Genomic DNA, 19,693 nt, shown 5'->3' with positions numbered 1-19,693 from the left:
TCACCGGCTGCCCCGTCAGCGCACCGCAGCGCCCAGCGTCTGGAGCGCCTGGTCGAACGCCTGGAGGAAGCGGTTGGTCGTCGCACGGTCGCGCACGGCCAGCCGCAGCCAGTCGGGGCCGAGCCCGGGAAACGTGTCCCCGCGCCGCGCCGCGAACCCCAGCAGCCGCAGCCGCTCCCGCACCTCGGCGGCCCGGTCCAGACGCACCAGGACGAACGGCGCCTCGGCCGGCTCCATCACCCGCACCTCGGTGAACTCCATGAGCCCCGCCACCAGATGGGCCCGGTCCACCGCGATCCGCTCCGCGGCGTCGGCCGCCTCGGCCAGGGCCCGCGGCTCCATGCACGCCTCGGCGGCCGTCAGCGCCGGGGACGACACCGGCCACAGCGGCTGCGCCTCCTCCAGCGCCCGGACGGTCTCCGGCGCGGCCAGCACATAACCGATCCGCAGCCCCGCGAGCCCCCAGGTCTTGGTGAGGCTCCGCAGCACGACGAGCCCCGGGACGTCCGTACGCCCGCACAGCGTCTCGCGCTCGCCCGGCACCGCGTCCATGAACGCCTCGTCGACCACCAGCGTCCGGCCGGGACGGGCCAGCCGCTCCAGCACCGCCGCCGGATGCAGCACCGACGTGGGGTTGGTCGGGTTGCCGACCACCACCAGATCCGCGTCCTCGGGCACCGCCGAGGGGTCCAGCCGGAACCCGTCCCCGGCCCGCAGCAGCACCCGCCCCACCGGGTGCCCGGCCGCGCGCAGCGCCGCCTCCGGCTCGGTGAACTGCGGATGGACCACGACCGGACGGGAGGCCGGCAGCGCCCGCGCGATCAGCACGAACGCCTCCGCCGCGCCCGCCGTCAGCAGCACCCGTTCCACCGGGACGCCGTGCCGGGCCGCGACCGCCGCCCGCGCCGCACGGCCGTCCGGATAGGCCGCCAGCGCGCCCAGCGACGCCGTGATCCGCTCCCTCAGCCAGGCCGGGGGAGTGCCGGCCCGTACGTTGACGGCGAGATCGGTCAGATCCCGGTCCCGTCCCCGTACCTCCGCGTCACCGTGGTGGCGCAGATCGTGCGTGCCCGCGCCGGTCGCGTCGGGGCTTTCCGTGGGAGTGTGCATGGCCGCCGTGGTGTGGGGGTGGGCGCCGTCGTCGTCGGGGCGGGAGGCCGGCCGCCGCGGCGGCTCCGCCCCGTCCCCGAAGTCCGGCAGAACGACTATGCGCCCGGCACCCGCTTCCACGCAACGGTCGGGTCCGGCCGGTCCGTCCGGTGCCACGGGCGCGACGCCCGCCCGCCCGCGCGGATCGCGGCGCGCCACCGCGCAGGTCACCATCGGAGCCCGCCCCCGCGGGGCCGACTTCCGCTTCGTCACGAGGAGCTCGCCCCCCGCCGCGAGCGCGGCGGCCTCCGCGACCGACGGCGTTCCGACCGCGGCGAGCGGCGCGCCGGACGGACCGGGCACCTCGATACGGGCCAGCACCCCGGCCGGGTACGTGCGCAGCGGTACACCGAGCGCCGCCGCGGCGGCGACCAGGCCCGGCTCGTCCGCCTTGGTGTCCACGGTCACCAGCTCCGCGACGCCCAGCGGTGAGAGCCCGGCCGCGCGCAGGGTCTCCCGGACCAGCCCGAGCACCTCCTCGACGGGTGCGCCCCTGGACGCGCCGACCCCCACGGCGAGCGACGCGGGCGGCAACACCGCGGCGGAGTCGACGGCTTCGGACATGGGGGAGGGGTCCTTTCGGAACGCGGAAGAAGACGGAGGAAGAGGGAAGAGGGGGCGCCGGGGGTGCCGCGGGGCCGGACTACGGGGCCGCGCTGAGATGCGCGTACCGGGGTCGATCGGCTAGCAAGAGCGCATGGCGGTGTTCGTCGCGCTCGGCGCGTTCCTGATGACCCTGGCCGGCGGCTGGGTCGCCCAGCGCGTCACCGACCGCCGCCACCTGGTGCTCGGCTTCGCCGGCGGACTCATGCTCGGAGTGGTCGGCCTGGACCTGCTGCCGGAGGCGATCGAGGCCGCGGGCGAACCCGTCCTCGGCGTCCCGGCCGCGCTGCTGCTCTTCGTGGGCGGCTTCCTCCTCGCCCACCTCGTGGAGCGGCTGCTCGCCGTACGACAGGCGGCACACGGCGCGGGCGAGGAGCGGGTGCCCCAGGTGGGGCTCACGGCAGCGGCGGCGATGGTCGGCCACAGCCTGATGGACGGCGTGGCGCTCGGCGCGGCCTTCCAGGTGGGCGCGGGCATGGGCGCCACCGTCGCCCTCGCCGTCATCACGCACGACTTCGCCGACGGCTTCAACACCTACACGATCACCAGCCTGTACGGGAACGCCCGCCGCAAGGCCCTGTTCATGCTGTTCGCGGACGCCCTGGCGCCGGTCGTGGGCGCCGCGACCACCCTTCTGTTCACCCTTCCGGCGGAACTCCTCGGCTGCTATCTCGGCTTCTTCGGCGGCGCGCTGCTCTACCTCGCCGCCGCCGAGATCCTCCCCGAGGCGCACCACACGCACCCGGCCCGCTCCACACTGCTGTGCACCGTGGCCGGGGTGGGCTTCATCTGGCTGGTGGTGGGCATCGCGGACTGAGCACCGCGCCCGGCCACCGGCCCCGCTCGCGGCCCGTACGCCGTTCATCCCGCGCACCGCTCGACGAACCGGCGGGCCATGCCGGGCGCCGAGGCCCAGTGCGTGTGCAGATAGCTGGCGTGCACGCCATCGCGTACGAATCCCTCGACCCGCCGCTCCGGCTGGTGCATGCCCCACGCCGGTTCGGCCCCGGCACCCGGCTCCAGCACGGTCCGGTGGAACTCGTGTCCGCGCACCCGGGTGCCGGGCGCCGCCAGCACGCTGTCGGAGACCGCCACGGCCTCCCGGTAGCCGAGCGTGAGCCGCTTCGACATCCGCGCTTCCGCGTCCAGGACCCCGCACATCGGCAGCCCGTCGAGCGAACGCGCCAGATACAGCAGCCCCGCGCACTCGGCGGAGACCGGTGCCCCGGACCCGGCCAGCTCGGCGACGGCCCCGCGCAGCGCCGCGTTGGCGGAGAGCTCGGCGGCGTACACCTCCGGGAAACCCCCGCCGATGACGAGCCCCCGGGTGCCCCGCGGCAACGTCTCGTCCCGCAGCGGATCGAACGGCACGACCTCGGCCCCGGCGGCGGTGAGCAGCTCGGTGTGCTCGGCGTAGGAGAAGGTGAACGCGGGACCGGACGCCACGGCCACGACCGGGCCCCGGCCACCGGCGGAGGAGGGCAGCGGCACCGGCCCGCCGCACTCCGCGATCGCCGTCCGGGCGTCCCACACCTCGTCCGGCAGCGCGGGCGCGGACCGGGCCAGCGCCATCAGCGCGTCCAGATCGCACCCCGCCACCACCTGCTCCCGCATCGCCCCGACCGCGCCCACCGCGTCGCCGCGCCGCTCGGCCACCGGCACCAGCCCCAGGTGCCGCGACGGCACCGCCACCTGCTCGGCCCGCCGCAGCACCCCCAGCACCGGCAGACCGGACTCCTCCAGCGCGTCCCGCAGCAGCGCCTCGTGGCGGTCCGAGCCGACCTTGTTGAGGATCACCCCGCCGATCCGCACCCCCGGGTCCCAGGAGGCGAAGCCGTGCACCAGCGCGGCCACGGAGCGCGACTGCGACGACGCGTCGACGACCAGCACCACGGGCGCCCGCAGCACCTTCGCGACCTGCGCGGTCGACGCCAGCTCGCCCTGCCCGGACGCCCCGTCGAACAGCCCCATCACGCCCTCGACCACCGCCAGGTCGCACCCCCGCGCCCCGTGCGCGAACAGCGGGGCGACCAGACCGGGGCCGCACATGTACGCGTCGAGGTTGCGCCCCGGCCGGCCCGTGGCCAGCGTGTGGTAGCCGGGATCGATGTAGTCGGGGCCGACCTTGTGCGGGGACACCGCGAGACCGCGCCCCGCGAAGGCCGCCATCAGCCCCGTGGCGACGGTGGTCTTGCCGCTCCCCGAGGAGGGGGCGGCGATCACCAGACGTGGGACGTTCACCGGGATTCCCTCACCATTCGATGCCCCGCTGGCCCTTCTGACCGGCGTCCATCGGGTGCTTGACCTTCGACATCTCGGTGACCAGGTCGGCGGCGTCCAGCAGCTTCTGCGGCGCGTTGCGGCCGGTGACCACCACATGCTGCGTACCGGGGCGGTCGCGCAGCACCTCGATCACCTCGTCGGTGTCGACCCACCCCCAGTGCATCGGGTACGCGAACTCGTCGAGGACGTACAGCCGGTACGTCTCGGCGGCCAGGTCGCGCTTCACCTGCTCCCAGCCCTCGCGGGCCGCCTCCTCGTTGTCCATCTGGCCGTCGCGCTGCACCCACGACCAGCCCTCGCCCATCTTGTTCCAGACGACGGACCCGCCCTCGCCGCTCGCACCGAGCACCTTCAGCGCGTTCTCCTCGCCGACCTTCCACTTCGCCGACTTGACGAACTGGAAGACGCCGATGGGCCACCCCTGATTCCAGGCACGCAGCGCCAGCCCGAAGGCCGCCGTCGACTTCCCCTTGCCGGTGCCGGTGTGCACCATCAGCAGCGGGCGGTTGCGGCGCTGGCGGGTGGTGAGCCCGTCGTCGGGCACGGTGGTCGGCTGTCCCTGCGGCATTACGCGGCCCTCCTGTTGGTTCCCTGAACGTCCTTGACGAGCCCGGCGATCGAGTCGGCCCGCAGTTCGTCGAGCGTGACGGCGCTGCCCCCGAGATCGCGTGCGAGGCTGCCCGCGAGACCGAGCCGTACCGGCCCCGACTCGCAGTCCACGACGACGGACGCGACGCCCTCCGCCTCGTGCAGCCGCGCCGCTCGGGCCGCCAGCGCCACCGGGTCGGGGCCCCCGGTCGCCCGCCCGTCGGTCACCACGACCAGCAGCGGCCGCCGCGACGGATCACGCAGCCGCTCCACCCGCAGCACCTCATGGGCCTTCAGCAGCCCGGCCGCGACGGGGGTGCGCCCACCGGTCGGCAACTGCTCCATCCGCGCCGCCGCGGCGTCCACCGACGACGTCGGCGGCAGCGCCACCTCGGCGTCCCTGCCCCGGAAGGTGACCAGCCCGACCTTGTCGCGCCGCTGGTACGCGTCCAGCAGCAGCGACAGGACCGCGCCCTTCACGGCGGCCATCCGCTGCCGGGCCGCCATCGACCCGGAGGCGTCCACCACGAAGAGCACCAGATTCCCCTCGCGCCCCTCCCGCGTCGCCTGGCGCAGATCGTCCCGCCGGACCACCAGCCCGCGCCCCGAACGGCCACGCGCCCGCTGGTGCGGCGCGGCGGCCTGCACCGTCGCCGCGAGGTGCAGCTTGGTCAGGGCGCCCTGCGGACGCCGCGCGCCGGTCGTGCGCCCGTGCTCGGTACGTGCCCGGGACCGCCGCCCCGCCGCGCCCTCGCCCAGGCCGGGAACGCTCAGCATCTTCGTGCGAAAGGGCTCGGTGGCGCGTACCGGCTGCTGCTCGCCGCCGCCGGAGGGCTGCCCCTGGCCCTGCTCCCGGCCCTGTTCGGGCACGGACGGCGCGGGCGCGTCGCCGGACTCGCCCTCGGGCCCCTGCGGCGTGTCGGGGCCGTCGCCGCGCGGGGGGCGGCCGCCGCCACCGGGGCCGTCCGGGTCCGGATCCTCGTCCTCGCCGCCGTTCTGCTCCAGCGTGTCGTCGAGCTTGTCCTCGTCGAGACCCGGCGCGTCGAACGGATTGCGCCGGCGCCGGTGGGGGAGCGCGAGCAGGGCCGCCTGCCGCACGTCCTCGGCGAGCACGTCCGTACGCCCCGCCCAGGCGGCCAGCGCGGTGGCGGTCCGCGCCATCACGATGTCCGCGCGCATGCCGTCGACCTCGAAGGCCGCGCAGGTCGCCGCGATCTGCCGCAACGCCGCGTCCCCGAGCCGCACTTCGGGCAGCAGCGCCCGCGCGGCGACGATCCTCGCCCGCAGCGCGTCCTCCTCGCCGGCCCACCCGGCGGCGAAGGCCGCGGGGTCGTCGTCGAACGCGAGACGCCGGCGCACGACCTCGACCCGCTGATCGGTCTCCCGGGACGCGGCGACCTCGACGGTCAGCCCGAACCGGTCGAGCAACTGGGGCCGCAGTTCGCCCTCTTCGGGGTTCATCGTCCCGACGAGCAGGAAGCGCGCCGCGTGCCGCACCGAGACCCCCTCGCGCTCGACGTACGAGGCGCCCATCGCGGCCGCGTCCAGCAGCAGGTCCACGAGGTGGTCGTGGAGCAGGTTGACCTCGTCGACGTAGAGGATCCCGCGGTGCGCGTCGGCCAGCAGGCCCGGTTCGAACGCCTTCACGCCGTCCGCGAGCGCCCGCTCGATGTCCAGCGCCCCGACGAGCCGGTCCTCGGACGCGCCCACGGGCAGCTCCACCATCCGGGCGTCCCGCGACACACCGGCCCCGGTCTCGTGGGGGCCGTCCGGACACGCCGGGTCCGGCGACGCGGGGTCGCAGGAGAAACGGCACCCGGGGACGACGGCCACCTCCGGCAGCAGCGCCGAGAGCGCGCGCACGGCGGTGCTCTTGGCGGTGCCCTTCTCCCCCCGTACGAGCACACCACCGATGTTCGGTGCGACGGAGTTGAGCAACAGGGCGAGTTGCAGGTCCTGCTGCCCGACGACGGCGGTGAACGGGAAATGCGTGCTCACTGGGCGATCCTTCCTGCGGGTGAATGGGCGTGAACGAGGCGGGCCGGGCCGGTCCCCGGGGTCATCGGCGGCCTCCCGGGACCGCGCGGGCTCCGGGCGCGCCGGGTGCTCCGGGTGCGATGAACGGCAGCCCCGGCGGCGCGCCCGACTCGATGAGCCGCAGCAACGCGTCGGTGTCCGCGTGCTCTTCGACGAGATCGCCGAGGCGGTCGAGCTGTTCCTCGCGCAGCGCCGCGAACGCGGTGTCGGGGGCGGGGACGAAGCGCCGGCCGGCGGCCCGTGCGACCTCGGCCAGGAAACGGCGGCGGAACGTGTCGCTCTCCAGCGAACCGTGCCAGTGGGTGCCCCAGACGGAGCCGACCCGGCAGCCGTCGAGTCCGTGTCCCCGGTCGTCGCGGAAGAAGGTCTCCCCGCCGAGCACGTCCGCCACGCCGTGGTGGATCTCGTACCCCTCGACCGGCGCGCCGAGCGCCTGCCCGACGGGGCGGGCCAGGGTCTTCTCGCGGTCGAAGCGGATGCGTACGGGGAGCAGCCCGAGGCCCTCGACCCGCCCGGCCCGCGACTCGACCTCGTCCTCGATGTGCTCGCCGAGGACCTGGTAGCCGCCGCAGATGCCGAGGACCGGCCGGCCCTCGGCCGCTCGCCGGACCAGCGCGTCGGCGAGGCCCCGTTCGCGCAGCCAGGCCAGCGCCTTGACGGTGCCCCGGGTGCCGGGCACGACGACGAGGTCGGCGTCGGCCAGCTCCTCGGCGCGGTCCACGAACCTGACCACGACGCCGGGCTCGGCGGCCAGCGCGTCCACATCGGTGAAGTTCGACATCAGCGGCACCGCGCACACCGCGACCCGCAGCACGTCCTCGCCGTGCGGCGGCGCCACCGTCGATTCGCGCACGGTTCCGCGCAGCGAGACCCGCAGACCGTCCTCCTCGTCGATGCCGAGGCCGTGCGCGAAGGGCAGCACTCCGTACGTCGGCCGCCCGGTGAGGTCCCGCAGCATGTCCAGCCCCGGCTCCAGCAGCGAGACGTCACCGCGGAACTTGTTGACCAGGTAGCCGGCGATCAGCGACTGGTCCTCCGCCGCGAGCAGGGCCGTCGTACCGAAGAACGAGGCGAAGACGCCACCGCGGTCGATGTCGCCGACCACCACCACCGGGAAGCGCGCCGCGCGGGCGACACCCATGTTCACGATGTCCGTGCGCCGCAGATTGATCTCCGCCGGGCTGCCCGCCCCTTCGCAGATCACCGCGTCGTACGTGCTCCGCAGCTGCTCCAGGCAGTCCACGACCGTGGAGAACAGCGCCTCCTGCCTGCCTCCGTGGTAGCCGCGCGCGCTCATCTCGCCGACCGGCTTCCCCATCAGGACGACCTGGCTGGAGCGGTCGCCGCCGGGCTTGAGCAGCACCGGGTTCATCAGCGCGGTCGGCTCGACGCGGGCGGCCTGGGCCTGCATGGCCTGGGCGCGCCCGATCTCGGCGCCCTCGCGGGTGACGAACGAGTTCAGCGACATGTTCTGCGCCTTGAAGGGCGCCACCTTCACGCCCCGGCGTACGAGCCAGCGGCAGATGCCCGCGGTGACGACGCTCTTGCCCGCGTCGGAAGTGGTTCCGGCGACCAGCAGTCCGCCGCTCATGTGCTTCTCCGTCCTGCGACACGGGGCGCCGCCGTGCGGCGCCCCGCGATCCGTCGTGCGGCGAGGGCCGCGCCGAGCCGTCCCGCCACGCAGACACCGAGGGCCAGCGCGCCCACCCGGCGCGACAGCCGTACCGCGCGTTCGATGTCGGCGGTCTCCACCGCCCGGCCCGTCTCCCCGTTGAGCACCGGACGGTGCTCGATCCGGCCGCCGTACGCGAGGGTGCCGCCGAGGCGCACGCCGAGCGCACCCGCGAACGAGGCCTCCACCGGGCCCGCGTTGGGGCTCGGGTGCTTGGCGGCGTCGGCCCGCCAGGCGCGGACCGCGTCGGCCGGCCGTCCCCCCGCGGCCACCGCGAGCAGGGCCGTGAGCCGGGCGCCCGGCCAGCCCGCGAGGTCGTCCAGGCGGGCCGAGGCCCAGCCGTAGCGCAGGTGGCGGGGGGACTTGTGGCCGACCATGGCGTCGAGGGTGTTGGCGGCCCGGAAGCCGGCCAGCCCGGGGACCCCGGCCAGCGCGCCCCACACCAGCGCGCCGACCACGGCGTCCGAGGTGTTCTCCGCCACGGACTCCACCACGGCGCGGGCGATCTGCGGCCCGTCCAGGGACTGCGGGTCGCGCCCGCACAGGTGCGGCAGCCGCTCGCGGGCCAGGCCGAGGTCACCGGCGGCCAGGGCGGCGCCGACGGCCCGTGCCTCGCGGCCCAGGGAGGTGCCGCCGACGACGGACCAGGTGGCGGCCGCGGTCAGTGCCACGGAGGCGGCGGGGCTGCGGCGTACGGCATGGGTGAGCAGGGCGGCGCCACCCGCGGCGCCTCCGGCGCAGACGAGGGTGTGCAGTGCGCCCCAGCCGCGGTGGTCACGCCACAGACGGCGCTCGACCTCCGCCGCGGCCTGTCCGAAGGCCGCGACCGGGTGCCCCCTGCGGGGGTCACCGAGCAGCAGATCGCCGATCAGTCCGGCCGTGGCGCCGTACGCGAAGATGCGGTCGGCTCGCACGGTTCAGCCGGCCGTCGCGCCTCGGCGGACCTTCGTGCGGGCGGCTCTCGTCGAGAGCGCCGAAAGAGCGGACGCAGGGCGGCCAGGCATGGCGATATGTCCTCACTCAGGGTCCGCGCCCTGGTTCGACGTGACCGGCGACGAGAGTCTCCTGGCTCCCGGATCCGCGGCTCCCCCGGCCTTCCAGCCCGCTCGCGCGCGCCGTGACGTCCGGTGTGGGGGACCGCTCCCCGGTGACAGTGGCGGGACCGCGCCGGATTCGCACCGGCTTCCTCTGCTGTCGCCGTAATTGGCTCCGGCAGTCCACCACGCCCCGCGAACGCCCGTCAACCTGCCGTTGACCTGCGACGGCGCAGTGTGCTGATACCCACATCGGGCCGGACACACGGGGGTGTCCGGCCCGACGGGAAAGGCGTGCGGAAGCGGTTCAGGCGACGATCAGGTAGATGCCGTACGTGACGGCCGCCGCGCACAGCGCGAAGCAGACGTACGCGCCGGCGCGGGCCAGCAGCAGCGAGGAGCCGGAGCCGCCCTGCGCCGCCGGTTCCGGCTGCTTGGAGAGGCCGACGATGCCCAGGGTGAAGAGGCCCACCAGTGCGACGGTGACGACGAGGGAGACGCCGAATACGGAGCCGAGGGCTGCCCAGTCGATGTTCATGCTGAATCCTTAGACGGCCGGTTCAGACGGTGGCGGGTCGCGCCGGGTCCTGGGTGGTTCCGGCCGGGGCCGGAATGGTGGTCATGAGGTTCTGGGCCGGTGCCTGGGCCGCGGTGGGCGGCGGGCTGACGGCGGCGATGGCCGTGGTGACGACGCCCGCGGGCTCGGCGTCGGCAGCCGCCGGGGCGACGTCGTCGTGGCCGACCGGCTTGCGCCGCGACACCAGCCAGATCGCGCCGGAGCCCGCGACCAGCAGCACCGCGACGACGACGACCCCCCAGGTGCCCTGCTGGGTGAGGAGCTCCGCCCCCGCGCCGACCAGACCGGCGGCCGGCAGGGTCAGGCCCCAGGCGACGAACATCCGGGTGGCGGTGGACCAGCGGACCACACCGCCCCGGCGGCCGAGGCCCGCGCCCATCACGGCGCCGGAGCAGGACTGGGTGGTGGAGAGGGAGAAGCCGAGGTGCGAGGAGGCCAGGATGACGGTGGCCGCGCTGGTCTGGGCGGCGAAGCCCTGCGGCGGCCGGAGGTCGGTGAGGCCGCTGCCCATGGTGCGGATGATGCGCCAGCCGCCCAGGTAGGTGCCGAGCGCGATGGCCGTACCGGCGGCGACGATGACCCAGACCGGCGGGTTGGCGCCCGGGTGCAGGACGCCGCCGGTGACCAGGGCCAGGGTGATGATGCCCATGGTCTTCTGCGCGTCGTTGGTGCCGTGGGCGAGGGAGACGAGCCCGGCCGAGGCGATCTGGCCCGCCCGGTACCCCTTGGCGGTGGCCTTCTCCTGGGCGTCGTTGCGGATCTTCCCGCCGATCCGGTACGTCAGCCTGGTGGCCAGCAGCGCGGCCAGACCGGCGACGATCGGGGCGGCGACCGCGGGGAGCAGCACCTTGGTGATGACGGTGCCGCCGTTGACGGACGACCAGCCCGCCGACATCACGGCCGCGCCGATCAGTCCGCCGAACAGGGCGTGGGAGGAACTGGACGGCAGCCCGACCAGCCAGGTCAGCAGATTCCACAGAATGGCGCCGACGAGCGCCGCGAAGATGACTTCCGTCCGCAGCCCGTCCTCGTTGATGATCCCGCCGGAGATCGTCCTGGCGACCTCCACCGACAGGAACGCGCCGACGAGATTGAGAACGGCGGACATGGCCACCGCTGTCTTCGGTCTGAGCGCACCGGTCGAGATGGTCGTCGCCATCGCGTTCGCGGTGTCATGGAAACCGTTCGTGAAATCGAACACTAGAGCTGTCACGATCACAATCGCGAGGAGCAGCGTGATGTGTTCCATTTACCCAGGCAATCGTTCGACGTCATTGGCATGTGGACCGTAGGCAACCTGGGTGAACGGAAGATGAACTGAGCGGGGCGCTGGGGTGTTGCCAAGCGGGGTCCGGGCATTCCGCTTGTCCTCGGGGCGGTCGTGGCCCGGCTTTCCCGGGTGAGCGGCTGTGGCCGACCCCATACCCGTCCGCCTCCGCGGCTGACAGGATCGGCGCATGAGCGAGCAGCAGCGGGACGCGATCGGACGCGCCTGGGACGGCGTCGTCGCCACCGCCCGGCGCACGGCGGCCGAGGGCCTCGTCGTCGGGACCTCGGGAAACGTGTCGGCACGGGTCGGCGACACGATCCTGGTCACACCGAGCGGAGTGCCGTACGACCGGCTGGGCCCCGAGGACGCCGTCGGCGTCGATCCGGAGGGCAACCGCGTCCTCGGCGAACTGGCCCCCACCAGCGAACTCCCGCTCCACCTCGCCGTCTACCGGAACACCGACGCGGCCGCCGTCGTCCACACCCACGCGGTCCACGCCACGGCCGTCTCCACCCTGGTCGACGAGGTCCCGCCGATCCACTACGCCGCCGCCATGCTCGGCGGGCCCGTACGCGTCGCGCCCTACGCGCGCTACGGCACCGTCGAACTGGCCGAGAACATGCTCACCGCCCTGCGGGACCGCACGGGCTGCCTGCTCCAGAACCACGGAACCGTCACCCACGGAGCCACCCTCGACCAGGCGTACGACCGGACCGCCCAGCTGGAATGGCTCTGCCACCTCTGGCTCACCGCCGGCTCCGTACCCGGCCGTACCCCGAACCTGCTCTCGCCGCGGCAGCTGCACGAGGCGGGGGAGGCGCTCAAGGGGTACGGACAGCCCGGCCGGCCCCCGTCCGCTGGCAGCGTCACGCATCCGCCACGACACTGAAGCGGTGCGCCCGGCAACAGTCACGGCAGCAGCCGTCACCACGATCCTCGGCGTCGGAGCGGCAGCGGTCGCGGCCGGCCGGTACGCCAGCGACGCCGCCCTCCGGGCGCCGTCCGGACGACCGCTCCCCGCCGACCGCAGACTCACCGTGCACGCCACGGCGGCCGGGCAGGTCACCCTGACCCGCTCCTTCACCGCCCTGCGGCCCGGGATGTACGGACTGGTGGGCAAGGACGTCCACGCCGTCGTCGGCCCGGTGATCGAGAACGCCCACCACGCCCCCGACACCGTCGTCCGCAGACTGGTCCGCGTCGACCGGGGCACCCTGGGGACCGGCACCAAGGTCCGCGTCACCCCGCAGCTGCACAGCGGCGACCCCTCCACCGCCCTGGGCCTCGACTACCGGGACGTCGAGATCCCCGGCGAGCTCGGCGCCCTGCCCGCCTGGTTCCTGCCCGGCCCCCGCGACACCTGGGTCATCACCGTGCACGGCCTCGGCACCACCCGGGAACACCCCATGAACGTCATGAGGTTCCTGCACGACCTGCGCCTGCCCGTGCTCGACCTGGCCTACCGCGGCGACGCCGGAGCCCCGCGCTCCCCCGACGGCCTCGCCCATCTCGGCGAATCCGAATGGCGCGACCTGGACGCCGCGATCCGCTTCGCCGTGCGCCACGGCGCCACGGACGTCGTCCTGCACGGCTGGTCCACCGGCGCCTCGATGGCGCTGCACGCCGCCGTCAACTCCGCGCTCCGCGACCGGATCAGCGGCCTCGTCCTCGACTCCCCGGTGCTGGACTGGGCCGCCACGCTGCGCGCCCTGGCCCTGGCCCGGGGTGTCCCGGCCGCCCTGCTGCCGCTCGCCGTCCGCGCCGCCGAGGGCCAGACCGGACTGCACGGCGCCCGGCTGCTGGACGGCTCCCTCGCGTCGGCCCTGCACGTCCCGACCCTGATCTTCCACGGCCCCGACGACCGGCTCGCCCCCTGGCAGCCGAGCCGCGACCTCGCCGCCCGCCGTCCGGACCTGATCGCCCTGCACCCCGTTCCCCAGGCTCCGCATGCGGCGATGTGGAATGCCGACCCGGCCCACTACGAAGAGACCCTGCGCCGCTTCCTGACGCCTCTGATGTGACCTGATGCGAGGGTTCGGCCGATTGGTACGGGCCCCTCCCACCGGCCCCTCCACCGGGAATTCGGGTTCCGTTTGGGCTTTCGGGCCGTCAGGAGCAAGACTGCTCCCCGTGACGTCCCGTAACCCGCGCGACTCCAGGCTGCGAATTGTCCGCCCGCGACCCCTTGCCACCGCTCGCAAGGCCGTGACCACCCGGCGCACCAGGCCGGCCCCCCGCCCCCCGGAGGGCACCCCGCCCCGGTCGGAACTGGCCCGGCAGGCCAGGTCGGCCCTCGCCGATGCCGTACGGATCGCCCGCTGGGCGGCCGACGGCGCGATCCCCGGCGCACCACCGCTCGCCGCCCAGGCGCTCCAACGGGCCGCGACCGTTCTGGAACTGTCCCCGGCCCAGGTGCGCTCCGGCTGGGACCGGGCCAGGCTCGCCGGCCTCGTCGAACTGCACGGCGACACCGCGCGCCCTGGCTGGCGGCTGCGCGCCTGGGACCGGGACGACTCCGCCGTGCTCCGCGGCTGGGTGGCGCTCTTCGACGCCTGGTCGCTCGTCCACCCGGCGCCCGCGGACATCGAGTCCACCGCGGTCGCCGAGGCCGTCGAGGCCGTGCCGCAGGTCCTCTCCCTCCTCCAGCTCTCGGCGGGCCCGGTCACCGTGCCCGCCCTGCTGGACCTGCTCGGCCAGCGCGTCGCGGAACTCCGCGAGGAGCGCTGCGAAGTCCCCTACGGACCCGAGCCGGTGCCCGCGCCCGCCGCGCACTCCGCCGCCCTGGTGGCGCTCCTGCTGGACTGGGCCCTGGAGGGCCTGGCCGCGGTCGGCGCGCTCACCCTCGGCGCCGGACACGCCACCCTCACCCCGCTCGGCAACTGGGCGGTCTGGGTCAAGCTGGAACAGATCTGCGTGGCCGCCCAGAGCCCGGCCGGGAACATCGAGCAGTCCGCCGCCGACATGCTGCTCGGCTGCGCCCGGCTCACCCCCGGCCCGGCCCGCGACGAATACCGGGCCTGGCTGGCCGCCCGCCCGGTCGGCAGCGCCGTCGCCGAACTCCTCGCCGTCGCCCGCGGCGAGGACGCGCTCCTGCGGGGGCTCGCCTTCGAGGCGCTCCGGGTCGTCGGCGCCCCCGCCGAACCCGAGGTCCGCGCCGTCGTCACCGACCCCTCGCTGCGCCCCTACGCGCTGCTCTGGCTCGCCGAGTACGACGGGACCGACCCCGAGGACGCCCAGGACGTCCTCAGCCGGGAAGAGGCCACCTGGCTCTGGGTCGACACCGCCGCGGCCGTCGCCGACCACGGCGAGACCGGGCTGCTGGTCCGCCATCTCGACTCGGCCGTCCAGGGCACGGTGCCGGCCCTGCTGGACGAGGTACGGGCCGTCGGCCACCCGCGCACCGTCCAGGTGCTGGTGGCCCTGGCCGCCGCGCACCCCGACCCCGCGCTGGCCAAGGCGGTGCGCCGGGCCGCGTTCCAGGTGCACACCGGCGGCGCCTGACACCCCGCGCCGGACGGGCCCGGGACCGGGCCCGTCCGGCCGTCAGCCCGCCGACCCCGGCGCGTACGTGCCGAAGCTCCACACATTGCCCTCGGCGTCCCGCGCCATGTAGTCGCGCGAGCCGTAGTCCTGGTCGGTGGGCGGCATCAGGATCTCCACCCCGTGCTCCACGGCCCTGGCATGGTGCGCGTCGACCTCGTCGACCACGACGTAGATCCCGGCGGGCCCCGCGCCCCGCATCGCCTCGGCGAAGACGCCCGCGCGGCCCCTGGAGCCCAGCATCACCCTGCCGTTGCCGCAGGAGAGCTCGGCATGGAGCACCTGGCCGCCCTCGCCCTCGTACACCGCTTCCTCGGTGAAGCCGAGGCCCTCCGTCAGCGTCCTGATCGCGGCTCTCGCGTCGTCGTACAGAATCGTCGGGTAGACCGTCGGAACGCCCTCCGGTGCGCCTGCCATGGCGCTCACCTCTCCTCGTGCTCCGTGACCCGCTTCTGTGATCTGCCTCTCAGTCTTCCATCGGCCACCGACAACGGCCCGGCCCGGCGCGGCGCCGGGGCTCAGCGGAAGGTGTTGCAGTCGGCCAGGTCGCCGCCGCGGTAGCCGGTGGTGAACCACTGGCTGCGCTGTGCGGCCGAGCCGTGCGTCCAGGACTCCGGCGTGACCCGGCCCTGGAACTTCTCCTGGATCCGGTCGTCACCGACCGCGGCCGCCGCGTCGAGCCCGTCCCGGATGTCCGCCGGGGTCAGCGAGGTGACCAGCGGCCGCCCGGTCGATCCGTCGGGCGTGGTCGTCGCGTGGTGCGCCCAGACCCCGGCGTAGCAGTCCGCCTGGAGCTCGACCCGGACCGCGTTGCTGTTCGCGCCGGTCCGGCCGTCCTGGGACCGGCCCAGCGTCCCCATCAGGTCCTGCACGTGGTGCCCGTACTCATGGGCGACGACATAGGCCTGCGCGAACGGTCCGCCGCTGGAGCCGAACTTCGTCCGCAGCTCGTCGAAGAACCCCAGGTCCAGGTAGACCTGCCGGTCGCCCGGACAGTAGAACGGCCCGACCGCCGAGGTGGCGGAGCCGCACGCGGTGCCGACCCGGTCGCTGAACAGGACCGTGCGCGCGGGCGTGTACGTGGCCCGGCGCCGCCGGAACTCCTGCGACCAGTAGTCCTGGACGCTGTTGACCACCGCCACGATCCGGCAGTCGTCCCTGGTGTTCGCGTCCCGCCCGGTCCGGCAGGTCCGTTCCACCTGGGCCGCCGTCGACGCGGTCGGCGAGGTGTCCGGGCCGCCGGACGAGAGACCGAGCTGATCGGGGCCGACACCGAGGAACAGCCCCAGGACCAGCGCGATGATGCCGATGATGCCGCCGCCCACGGTCGCCCTGCCACCCGGGATCCGGCTGCCGCGCACGTCCTGGACCTCGGACGTGTCCAGATCGGCGTCGTCGTCGAACTGCATGGCACCACCCTTCGTTCCGGCCCCACCGCCTGCGCCGAGTATCGGGCAGTTCACTCACCGGTGCCCTCTTTGTCGCGCGGGGGAGTGGGGTGGCGACGCCGGGCGACCACCCCGGCCGGTGCCGGGGACGCACGCGGAAAAGCAGTTGGACACCGCCAGTAGAATGGCCCGCATGGCAATTCTCCTTGTGCATTAGCGGCGTCGAGACACCTCCGCCCTCGTCCCGTCAGCCGTCCATACCGCCCTGGAGTTTTTCCGTGATCACCGCATCCGGCATCGAGCTGCGTGCCGGCGCCCGCATCCTCATCGAGTCCGCCTCCTTCCGCATCGCCAAGGGCGACCGCATCGGCCTCGTCGGCCGCAACGGAGCGGGCAAGACCACGCTCACCAAGTGCCTGGCGGGCGAGGGCAACCCCGTCGGCGGCACCATCACCCGCTCCGGCGAGGTGGGCTACCTCCCACAGGACCCCCGCACCGGCGACCTCGACGTGCTGGCCCGCGACCGCATCCTCTCCGCCCGCGGCCTCGACGACATCCTGCGCAGGATGCGGGAGAACGAGGAGCGGATGGCGAACGGCAAGGGCGCCACCCGCGAGAAGGCGATGAAGAAGTACGAGCGCCTGGAGACGGAGTTCCTCACCAAGGGCGGATACGCCGCCGAGGCCGAGGCCGCCACCATCGCCGCCGCGCTCAGCCTGCCCGACCGGGTGCTCGGCCAGCCCCTCCACACGCTCTCCGGCGGTCAGCGCCGCCGCATCGAGCTGGCCCGGATCCTCTTCTCGGACGCCGACATCCTGCTGCTCGACGAGCCGACCAACCACCTCGACGCCGACTCGATCGTCTGGCTGCGCGACTACCTGAAGACCTACCGCGGCGGCTTCATCGTCATCTCCCACGATGCCGACCTCGTCGAGACGGTCGTCAACAAGGTCTTCTACCTCGACGCCAACCGCTCTCAGATCGACATCTACAACATGGGCTGGAAGCTCTACCAGCAGCAGCGCGAGGCCGACGAGAAGCGCCGCAAGCGCGAGCGGCAGAACGCCGAGAAGAAGGCCGCGGCCCTCAACTCGCAGGCCGACAAGATGCGCGCCAAGGCCACCAAGACCGTCGCCGCACAGAACATGGCCAAGCGCGCCGAGCGGCTGCTCTCCGGCCTGGAGGCCGTCCGGGTCTCCGACAAGGTCGCCAAGCTCCGCTTCCCCGAGCCCGCGCCCTGCGGCAAGACCCCCCTGATGGCGGAGGGCCTGTCCAAGTCGTACGGCTCGCTCGAAATCTTCACCGATGTGGACCTCGCCATCGACAAGGGCTCCCGCGTCGTCATCCTCGGCCTCAACGGCGCGGGCAAGACCACGCTGCTCAGGCTCCTCGGCGGCGCCGAGAAGCCCGACACCGGCGAGGTCATCGAGGGCCACGGCCTCAAGCTCGGCTACTACGCCCAGGAGCACGAGACCCTCGACCCGGACCGCTCCGTCCTGGAGAACATGCGCTCCGCCGCACCCGACCTCGACCTCGTCGAGGTCCGCAAGACGCTGGGCTCCTTCCTCTTCTCCGGCGACGACGTCGACAAGCCCGCCGGTGTCCTCTCCGGCGGTGAGAAGACCCGTCTCGCCCTGGCCACCCTCGTGGTCTCCTCCGCCAACGTGCTGCTCCTGGACGAGCCGACCAACAACCTCGACCCGGCCAGCCGCGAGGAGATCCTGGGCGCGCTGCGCACGTACAAGGGCGCCGTCGTCCTCGTCACGCACGACGAGGGAGCGGTCGAGGCCCTCCAGCCCGAGCGCATCATCCTGCTGCCCGACGGGGTCGAGGACCTGTGGGGCGCGGACTACCAGGACCTGGTCGCACTGGCCTGATCCGGCCCTGCTGTCCGTCTGATCCACTCCGTCTGGATCATTCGGCCTACGCGTGATCCATCATCTGTGTGAGTGCCTCTCGTACCTCCCGCACAGCGCCCGGCAGATCCCTGCCGGGCGCACCCGTACGGGGGGTCCGCCCCCCGTACGGCCCTGACCTGCCGCTTCGTCCGGGGCCCTGTCCCACCGGCCGCCACAGCCCAACGGAATGCGGGATTCCGGTCGTGTGTCCCCCTTCTCCGGCGGGGAACCGGGTTGCACGGACCTTGCCGAATGGGTGGCCAGGAAGGCGCCGAGGGGTGATCATGAGAGTCCAGAGCGCACTTCCCATGAGGAGGCACGGGTGGCCGAGACTCTGAAGAAGGGCAGCCGGGTTACCGGCGCCGCGCGTGACAAGCTCGCGGCAGACCTGAAGAAGAAGTACGACTCCGGTGCGAGCATCCGGGCGTTGGCCGAAGAGACCGGCCGCTCCTACGGATTCGTCCACCGGATGCTCAGTGAGTCCGGAGTGACGCTGCGGGGACGCGGCGGAGCGACACGGGGCAAGAAGGCCACCACGGCCTGACGGCTCCTGGGCGCGTCGTCCGGCCCGGCCCGGGGCTCATCGGTTCCGACGGTGGCCACCCGGCCGGCAGTGATGCCGACCGGGTGGTTACTGTTCAGTCACTTAGCTGTGCGTGCTGACTGAACCGATCCGGAGGCGCCCCATGACCTCGCTCGACCCATTGCTCGACAAGGACGACGTACGACTCACCGTCGACGACGCGGTCGCCACGGTGACCCTCACCAATCCGGCCAAGCGCAACGCTCAGTCCCCCGCTCTGTGGCGGGCGTTGACGGCGGCCGGACGGGCGCTGCCCGGCAGTGTGCGGGTCGTCGTGCTCCGAGGCGAGGGCAAGTCCTTCTCCGCGGGGCTCGACCGGCAGGCGTTCACCCCCGAGGGGTTCGACGGCGAGCCGTCCTTCCTCGACATGGCGCGCGGCCCGGAGGCCGAGCTCGACGCGACCATCGCCGAGTACCAGGAGGCGTTCACCTGGTGGCGCCGCACCGACATCGTGTCGATCGCGGCGGTCCAGGGGCATGCCATCGGTGCCGGTTTCCAGCTCGCCCTCGCCTGTGATCTGCGGATCGTCGCCGAGGACGTGCAGTTCGCCATGCGCGAGACCAGCCTCGGTCTGGTGCCCGACCTCACCGGCACGCACCCCCTGGTGAACCTGGTGGGGTACGCCCGCGCGCTCGAAGTCTGCGCGACCGGCCGCTTCGTCCACGCCGAGGAGGCCGAGCGCACCGGTCTGGCCAATCTCGTGGTCCCCGCCGGTGAGCTGGACGCCGCGGCCCGGGATCTGGCCGGAGCGCTGCTGGCCGCCCCGCGCGACGCCGTCGTGGAGACCAAGGCGCTGCTGAGCGGTGCCGTCTCCCGTGGCTACGAGGAGCAGCGCGTCGCCGAACGCGCCGCGCAGGGCCGCCGACTGCGCGATCTGGCGGGCATCACCGACTGACCGCCCGGCGGGCGGGCCGAGCCGGGCCCGCCCGCACGGAGAGACGGTACGGGCGGACCCGCCGCATGCTCGGTCCCGCTCCATCACCCCGGTGACCAGCACCGCCACCGAGGGAGGCGGTACGGAGGGGATCCGGCCGGACCCGCAGCATGCTCGGTCCCGCTCCATCACCCCGG

17 protein-coding genes and 1 riboswitch are annotated in these 19,693 nt (G+C 73.9%); of the genes, 7 read left to right on the top strand and 10 right to left on the bottom strand.

The features are described 5' to 3' along the window. Window positions 1-15: 15 nt before the first annotated feature. Window positions 16-1,713: an Rv2231c family pyridoxal phosphate-dependent protein CobC gene (gene cobC / locus ACFVFH_RS00335; RefSeq protein ID WP_383761275.1), complete on the bottom strand. Its 1,698-nt coding sequence runs from the start codon at window positions 1,711-1,713 to the stop codon at window positions 16-18. A 133-nt stretch (window positions 1,714-1,846) separates the two neighbouring features. Between cobC and ACFVFH_RS00330 the strand changes: the two genes are divergently transcribed. Further along, a complete protein-coding gene (locus tag ACFVFH_RS00330) occupies window positions 1,847-2,569 on the top strand; it encodes a ZIP family metal transporter (protein ID WP_383761272.1) in 723 nt (240 codons plus the stop codon). A 44-nt stretch (window positions 2,570-2,613) separates the two neighbouring features. Here ACFVFH_RS00330 and ACFVFH_RS00325 read toward each other — a convergent pair whose 3' ends face one another. The 7 genes from ACFVFH_RS00325 to ACFVFH_RS00295 form a co-directional block, all read right to left on the bottom strand. Beyond that, window positions 2,614-3,993 carry a cobyrinate a,c-diamide synthase gene (locus ACFVFH_RS00325; RefSeq protein ID WP_383761270.1) on the bottom strand — a complete coding sequence of 460 codons (1,380 nt, stop codon included), beginning with the start codon at window positions 3,991-3,993 and terminating at the stop codon, window positions 2,614-2,616. Window positions 3,994-4,003: 10 nt separating this feature from the next. Further along, a complete protein-coding gene (cobO, locus tag ACFVFH_RS00320) occupies window positions 4,004-4,603 on the bottom strand; it encodes a cob(I)yrinic acid a,c-diamide adenosyltransferase (RefSeq protein ID WP_383761266.1) in 600 nt (199 codons plus the stop codon). Further along, complete coding sequence (locus ACFVFH_RS00315; RefSeq protein ID WP_383761263.1) at window positions 4,603-6,621, bottom strand: putative cobaltochelatase; 2,019 nt, start codon at window positions 6,619-6,621, stop codon at window positions 4,603-4,605. The genes cobO and ACFVFH_RS00315 overlap by 1 nt, the downstream gene beginning before the upstream one ends. A gap of 61 nt (window positions 6,622-6,682) precedes the next feature. Continuing rightward, window positions 6,683-8,251 carry a cobyric acid synthase gene (locus tag ACFVFH_RS00310; protein ID WP_383761261.1) on the bottom strand — a complete coding sequence of 523 codons (1,569 nt, stop codon included), beginning with the start codon at window positions 8,249-8,251 and terminating at the stop codon, window positions 6,683-6,685. Further along, on the bottom strand, window positions 8,248-9,246 hold the full coding sequence (locus ACFVFH_RS00305) for a cobalamin biosynthesis protein (protein ID WP_383761259.1): 999 nt from the start codon (window positions 9,244-9,246) through the stop codon (window positions 8,248-8,250). The genes ACFVFH_RS00310 and ACFVFH_RS00305 overlap by 4 nt, the downstream gene beginning before the upstream one ends. Before the next feature lie 144 nt (window positions 9,247-9,390). Then, window positions 9,391-9,522, bottom strand: a riboswitch (cobalamin riboswitch). Between the two features lie 151 nt (window positions 9,523-9,673). Further along, window positions 9,674-9,904, bottom strand: a complete 231-nt coding sequence (locus ACFVFH_RS00300; protein WP_383761256.1) for a hypothetical protein — start codon at window positions 9,902-9,904, stop codon at window positions 9,674-9,676. A 22-nt stretch (window positions 9,905-9,926) separates the two neighbouring features. Next, the gene (locus ACFVFH_RS00295) at window positions 9,927-11,192 is read right to left on the bottom strand and encodes an anion permease (RefSeq protein ID WP_383761253.1); all 1,266 of its coding nucleotides are present in this window, start codon (window positions 11,190-11,192) and stop codon (window positions 9,927-9,929) included. A gap of 208 nt (window positions 11,193-11,400) precedes the next feature. Between ACFVFH_RS00295 and ACFVFH_RS00290 the strand changes: the two genes are divergently transcribed. The 3 genes from ACFVFH_RS00290 to ACFVFH_RS00280 all read left to right on the top strand — a co-directional run bounded on the left by ACFVFH_RS00290 (window position 11,401) and on the right by ACFVFH_RS00280 (window position 14,714). Continuing rightward, a complete protein-coding gene (locus ACFVFH_RS00290; protein WP_383761251.1) occupies window positions 11,401-12,102 on the top strand; it encodes a class II aldolase/adducin family protein in 702 nt (233 codons plus the stop codon). A 4-nt stretch (window positions 12,103-12,106) separates the two neighbouring features. Continuing rightward, on the top strand, window positions 12,107-13,234 hold the full coding sequence (locus ACFVFH_RS00285; protein ID WP_383761248.1) for an alpha/beta hydrolase: 1,128 nt from the start codon (window positions 12,107-12,109) through the stop codon (window positions 13,232-13,234). Between the two features lie 184 nt (window positions 13,235-13,418). Next, the gene (locus tag ACFVFH_RS00280) at window positions 13,419-14,714 is read left to right on the top strand and encodes a hypothetical protein (RefSeq protein ID WP_383763463.1); all 1,296 of its coding nucleotides are present in this window, start codon (window positions 13,419-13,421) and stop codon (window positions 14,712-14,714) included. Window positions 14,715-14,756: 42 nt separating this feature from the next. Here the strand turns inward: ACFVFH_RS00280 and ACFVFH_RS00275 are convergent, their stop codons facing one another. Both ACFVFH_RS00275 and ACFVFH_RS00270 read right to left on the bottom strand, forming a co-directional pair. Next, window positions 14,757-15,170, bottom strand: a complete 414-nt coding sequence (locus ACFVFH_RS00275) for a VOC family protein (protein WP_383761245.1) — start codon at window positions 15,168-15,170, stop codon at window positions 14,757-14,759. A gap of 101 nt (window positions 15,171-15,271) precedes the next feature. Beyond that, window positions 15,272-16,162, bottom strand: coding sequence for a neutral zinc metallopeptidase (locus tag ACFVFH_RS00270; protein WP_383761242.1), 891 nt, complete (start codon window positions 16,160-16,162; stop codon window positions 15,272-15,274). A 257-nt stretch (window positions 16,163-16,419) separates the two neighbouring features. Between ACFVFH_RS00270 and ACFVFH_RS00265 the strand changes: the two genes are divergently transcribed. The 3 genes from ACFVFH_RS00265 (at window position 16,420) to ACFVFH_RS00255 (ending at window position 19,517) form a co-directional block, all read left to right on the top strand. Beyond that, window positions 16,420-18,018 (top strand): ABC-F family ATP-binding cassette domain-containing protein, encoded by a 1,599-nt coding sequence (locus ACFVFH_RS00265; RefSeq protein ID WP_383761239.1) that lies wholly within the window; start codon window positions 16,420-16,422, stop codon window positions 18,016-18,018. A gap of 343 nt (window positions 18,019-18,361) precedes the next feature. Beyond that, on the top strand, window positions 18,362-18,583 hold the full coding sequence (locus tag ACFVFH_RS00260; protein ID WP_010987827.1) for a helix-turn-helix domain-containing protein: 222 nt from the start codon (window positions 18,362-18,364) through the stop codon (window positions 18,581-18,583). 142 nt (window positions 18,584-18,725) lie between these two features. After that, entirely contained in the window at window positions 18,726-19,517 is a 792-nt protein-coding gene (locus tag ACFVFH_RS00255; protein ID WP_383761236.1) for an enoyl-CoA hydratase/isomerase family protein, read from the top strand. Window positions 19,518-19,693 lie beyond the last annotated feature (176 nt).

This window comes from Streptomyces sp. NPDC057697 (assembly GCF_042799335.1).
Lineage (GTDB): Bacteria > Actinomycetota > Actinomycetes > Streptomycetales > Streptomycetaceae > Streptomyces.
Note: the sequence above shows the minus strand (reverse complement) of the source record. Positions and strands in the feature narration are given on the sequence as shown.

What these genes read in the sequence shown, in the direction of transcription:
- ACFVFH_RS00310 (WP_383761261.1), bottom strand. Translation starts at nt 8,251, where the DNA reads ATGAGCGGCGGACTGCTGGTCGCCGGAACCACTTCCGACGCGGGCAAG.
- ACFVFH_RS00270 (WP_383761242.1), bottom strand. Translation starts at nt 16,162, where the DNA reads ATGCAGTTCGACGACGACGCCGATCTGGACACGTCCGAGGTCCAGGAC.
- ACFVFH_RS00290 (WP_383761251.1), top strand. Translation starts at nt 11,401, where the DNA reads ATGAGCGAGCAGCAGCGGGACGCGATCGGACGCGCCTGGGACGGCGTC.
- cobO (WP_383761266.1), bottom strand. Translation starts at nt 4,603, where the DNA reads ATGCCGCAGGGACAGCCGACCACCGTGCCCGACGACGGGCTCACCACC.
- ACFVFH_RS00275 (WP_383761245.1), bottom strand. Translation starts at nt 15,170, where the DNA reads ATGGCAGGCGCACCGGAGGGCGTTCCGACGGTCTACCCGACGATTCTG.
- ACFVFH_RS00330 (WP_383761272.1), top strand. Translation starts at nt 1,847, where the DNA reads ATGGCGGTGTTCGTCGCGCTCGGCGCGTTCCTGATGACCCTGGCCGGC.
- cobC (WP_383761275.1), bottom strand. Translation starts at nt 1,713, where the DNA reads ATGTCCGAAGCCGTCGACTCCGCCGCGGTGTTGCCGCCCGCGTCGCTC.
- ACFVFH_RS00300 (WP_383761256.1), bottom strand. Translation starts at nt 9,904, where the DNA reads ATGAACATCGACTGGGCAGCCCTCGGCTCCGTATTCGGCGTCTCCCTC.
- ACFVFH_RS00255 (WP_383761236.1), top strand. Translation starts at nt 18,726, where the DNA reads ATGACCTCGCTCGACCCATTGCTCGACAAGGACGACGTACGACTCACC.
- ACFVFH_RS00295 (WP_383761253.1), bottom strand. Translation starts at nt 11,192, where the DNA reads ATGGAACACATCACGCTGCTCCTCGCGATTGTGATCGTGACAGCTCTA.